Annotated in this window: 1 protein-coding gene and 3 pseudogenes; all 4 read left to right on the forward strand. The window is 67.2% G+C overall.

Annotated features, from left to right (window positions below; all coding sequences use genetic code 11):
* Positions 1 to 113: 113 nt before the first annotated feature.
* A pseudogene (locus ASJ79_RS19385) lies at positions 114 to 389 on the forward strand (ComF family protein); the annotation flags it as partial.
* A 349-nt stretch (positions 390 to 738) separates the two neighbouring features.
* Positions 739 to 1,389 (forward strand): ribosome hibernation-promoting factor, HPF/YfiA family, encoded by a 651-nt coding sequence (hpf, locus tag ASJ79_RS19390; RefSeq protein ID WP_369803716.1) that lies wholly within the window; start codon positions 739 to 741, stop codon positions 1,387 to 1,389.
* Between the two features lie 152 nt (positions 1,390 to 1,541).
* Positions 1,542 to 4,127, forward strand: a pseudogene (gene secA / locus ASJ79_RS19395) (preprotein translocase subunit SecA); the annotation flags it as partial.
* 230 nt (positions 4,128 to 4,357) lie between these two features.
* A pseudogene (locus ASJ79_RS35140) lies at positions 4,358 to 4,490 on the forward strand (hypothetical protein); the annotation flags it as partial.

Here is a 4,490-nt window from a genome sequence, read left to right on the forward strand (position 1 = left end):
TGTGCGAGCGCGTCGCGTTGCTGCCCGGTGCCGATACCCGGGCGTTCGTCGACATCGATTCACTACTGCGGCCGGTCTTCGGTCACGCCAAACAAGGTGCCAGCTACGGCCACACCAAAATCGCCGGTGAAGCGGCGGCCGGCCTGCCCGGCGTCGCCGTCGCCCCCGTCCTGCGGTTCAAGGCGTTCACCCACGACTCGGTCGGCCTTTCGCCGGCGGGCCGGCAGCGCAATGTCGCCGGCCGGGTGCGCCTGCGTGCGGCGGTCCCGGGCCCGGTGGTGGTGGTCGACGACGTGGTCACCACGGGCGCCACGGCGGCCGAGTCGGTCCGGGTCCTGCAAACCACCGGGGCCGACGTCGTTGCTGTGCTCGCACTGGCGAACGCGTGACCCTCGCCCACCCGATTACCCCGGGATCAATCCGATGTGAAGAACTGAGAACAGGAGGACCGAATTAGTGGCACGTCCGGTGAACAGCGACTACCGTCGGCACCAACCATCCGTGAACACTTCACGGCGGCGCTCAAGCAGCGAGACGCCGGTATCGCGCCAGCGGTAGGAGGTGAGTAGTCGACACCTTGCACCGGCGAGCGGCGCGACCAGAATGCCCCGTCGGTGCGATGTCTGATCAGTAGGGCACGCAGGGGGCGTGCGATCGCGAGGGAGAATTGAGTTGCCAAGTATGTCAAGTCATTCCGTGGACGCCGACAGCACGATTTTGATGGACCCCGACACCGGGATGGGGTCGTCCGACGCGACTCCCCACGCCGAGGTGGCGGTGACCGGGCGCAATGTCGAAGTGCCCGATCACTTCCGCACCCATGTGGCCGAAAAGTTGTCCCGTCTGGAGAGATTCGACCGGACCATCTACCTCTTCGACGTAGAGCTCTATCACGAGAGGAACCGCCGCCAGCGCAAGAACTGTCAGCACGTCGAGATCACCGCCAAGGGCCGCGGCCCCGTGGTGCGCGGTGAAGCCTGCGGCGACAGCTTCTACGGGGCTCTGGAAGGGGCGGTGAGCAAACTCGAGAGCAGGCTGCGCAAGAGCAAGGACCGCCGCAAGATCCACTACGGCGACAAGACCCCGCGGTCCCTGCACGAGGCCTGTTCGCTCGACCACCTCGAGACCGCCTTCGCCCCGCCCGCCGAGCAGGCCGGGACGCCGGACGCCGGGCTCGCCGACATCGCCGACGAACACGAACCGGGGCGCATCGTGCGCGTCAAGGAGCATCCGGCGAACCCGATGACGGTCGACGACGCGCTGTACGAGATGGAGCTCGTGGGACACGACTTCTTCCTGTTCCACGACAAGGAGAGCGACCGGCCCTGCGTGGTCTACCGCCGTCACGCGTTCGACTACGGGCTGATCAAACTCGCCGACCCGTCCTGAACCCGCGAGATCCCCCGGGACCGCCGGTCCCGGGGGACTTTTGCATTCGACCGTCGCGGCCGGAGATGCGCGACCAGCAATTTCGGCGCGTCACCTACGATGGTGTCCGTCTATCTGCGTAACGCATCCGGCGAGGAAAAAGGGTATTCAGCGTGCTGTCGAAGTTGCTCCGAATCGGCGAGGGCCGCATGGTCAAGCGCCTCAAGGGGGTGGCTGACTATGTCAACACCCTGTCCGACGACATCGAGAAGCTCTCCGACGCCGAACTGCGGGGAAAGACCGACGAGTTCCGGGCCCGCCTGGCCGACGGCAAGGAGGACCTCGACGACCTGCTGCCCGAGGCGTTCGCGGTCGCCCGCGAGGCCGCCTGGCGGGTGCTCAACCAGAAGCACTTCGACGTCCAGGTGATGGGTGGCGCCGCGCTGCACTTCGGCAACGTCGCCGAGATGAAGACCGGTGAGGGCAAGACCCTGACCGCGGTGCTGCCCGCCTACCTCAACGCGCTGGCCGGCAAGGGCATGCACATCGTCACGGTCAACGACTACCTGGCCAAGCGCGACGCCGAGCAGATGGGCCGCGTGCACCGCTTCCTCGGCCTCGACGTCGGCGTGATCCTGTCCCAGATGACCCCGGACCAGCGCCGGGCGGCCTACAACGCCGACATCACCTACGGCACCAACAACGAGTTCGGCTTCGACTACCTGCGCGACAACATGGCGCTGCGGCTCGAAGACTGCGTGCAGCGCGGCCACAACTTCGCGATCGTCGACGAGGTCGACTCGATCCTGATCGACGAGGCCCGCACGCCGCTGATCATCTCCGGCCCGGCCGACGGCGGATCGAACTGGTACCCCGAGTTCGCCCGGCTGGCGCCGCTGATGGAGAAGGACGTCCACTACGAGGTGGACATCAAGAAGCGGGTGGTCGGCATCAACGAGCTCGGCGTCGAGTTCGTCGAGGACCAGCTCGGTATCGAGAACCTCTACGAGGCCGCGAACTCGCCGCTGATCAGCTACCTGAACAACGCGATCAAGGCCAAGGAGCTGTTCGAACGCGACAAGCACTACATCGTCCGCAACGGCGAGGTGCTCATCGTCGACGACTTCACCGGCCGTGTGCTGATCGGCCGCCGGTACAACGAGGGCCTGCACCAGGCGATCGAGGCCAAGGAACACGTCGAGATCAAGCCCGAGAACCAGACCGTCGCGACGATCACGCTGCAGAACTACTTCCGCCTCTACGACAAGCTCGCCGGTATGACCGGTACCGCCCAGACCGAGGCGGCCGAGCTGCATGAGATCTACAAGCTGGGCGTGGTGCCGATCCCGACCAACCGGCCGATGGTCCGCACCGATCAGTCCGACCTCATCTACAAGACCGAGGAAGCCAAGTTCATCGCCGTCGTCGACGACGTGACCGAGCGCTACGAGAAGGGCCAGCCGGTGCTGATCGGCACCACCAGCGTCGAGCGCTCCGAGTTCCTGTCGCGGCAGTTCGAGAAGCGCCGCATCCCGCACAACGTGCTCAACGCCAAGTACCACGAGCAGGAGGCCGGCATCATCGCCGAGGCCGGCCGGCTGGGCGCGGTCACCGTGGCCACCAACATGGCCGGCCGCGGCACCGACATCGTGCTCGGCGGCAACGTCGACTACCTGCTCGACCGGCGGCTGCGCCAGCGCGGCCTCGACCCGGTCGAGACGCCCGACGAGTACGAGAAAGCCTGGCACGAAGAGCTGCCGGGCATCAAAGCGCAGGTGGCGGCCGAGGCCGAGGACGTGATCGCCGCAGGCGGTCTCTACGTGCTGGGCACCGAACGGCACGAGTCCCGCCGCATCGACAATCAGCTGCGCGGCCGCTCCGGCCGTCAGGGCGACCCGGGCGAATCCCGCTTCTACCTGTCGCTGGCCGACGAGCTGATGCGCCGCTTCAACGGCGCCACGCTGGAGACGCTGCTGACCCGGCTCAACCTGCCCGACGACGTGCCGATCGAGGCCAAGATGGTCTCGCGCGCGATCAAGAGCGCCCAGACCCAGGTCGAGCAGCAGAACTTCGACATCCGCAAGGAAGTCCTCAAGTACGACGAGGTGATGAACCAGCAGCGCAAGGTGATCTACGCCGAGCGCCGCCGCATCCTGGAGGGCGAGAACCTCGCCGAGCAGGCGCACAAGATCCTGGTGGACGTGATCACCGCCTACGTCGACGGCGCCACCGCCGAGGGCTACTCCGAGGACTGGGATCTGGAGAAACTGTGGGACGGGCTCAAGAAGCTCTACCCGGTGGGCATCGACCATCACGACCTCATCGACTCCGACGCCGTCGGCGAGCCGGGCGAGCTGACCCGCGACGAGCTGCTCGAGGCGCTGGTCACCGATGCCGAGCGGGCCTACGCCGAACGTGAGCGCGAGATCGAGGAGATCGCCGGCGAGGGCGCGATGCGGCAGCTGGAACGCAACGTGCTGCTCAACGTGCTCGACCGCAAGTGGCGTGAGCACCTCTACGAGATGGACTACCTGCGCGAGGGCATCGGTCTGCGCGGCCTGGCCCAGCAGCGACCCGAGGTCGAGTACGCGCGCGAGGGGTACGACATGTTCGTCGCGATGCTCGACGGCATGAAGGAGGAGTCGGTCGGCTTCCTGTTCAACGTGCAGGTGGAACGGGCGCCCGCGCCCACGGTCGCCGCCGCGGAGGTGTTTGCGTCGTTCACCCGCAGCGGCCGGGTGCACGCCGTCGCGGCACGGATCGTGCGCCACCAGGACAGCTGGCGCCTGGTGGCCCTGCAGATCGGCTGAGGCCGGTCAGCGGCGCTTGGCGTGCTTGCCGCTCTTCTGCTGGCGGGCGGCCTCGCGGCGTTCCTTGCGCGTACCACCGGTCGACGGCGCTCCCCCGGAGCGCTTGACCTCGACCCCGCCGTCCTCGGACGGTCCCGAGTAGACCAGCGGCTGAGCCTTGTCGTCGAGTCCCTTGGCGCGCAGGCCGGCAGCTGGAACGCAACGTGCTGCTCAACGTGCTCGACCGCAAGTGGCGTGAGCACCTCTACGAGATGGACTACCTGCGCGAGGGCATCGGTCTGCGCGGCCTGGCCCAGCAGCGACCCGAGGTCG

Origin of the sequence: Mycobacterium sp. NAZ190054 (assembly GCF_001545925.1) — a bacterium.
Taxonomy (GTDB): Bacteria; Actinomycetota; Actinomycetes; order Mycobacteriales; family Mycobacteriaceae; genus Mycobacterium.

Coding starts and splice junctions, on each gene's coding strand:
- hpf (WP_369803716.1), top strand. CDS start 739: ATGGGGTCGTCCGACGCGACTCCCCACGCCGAGGTGGCGGTGACCGGG.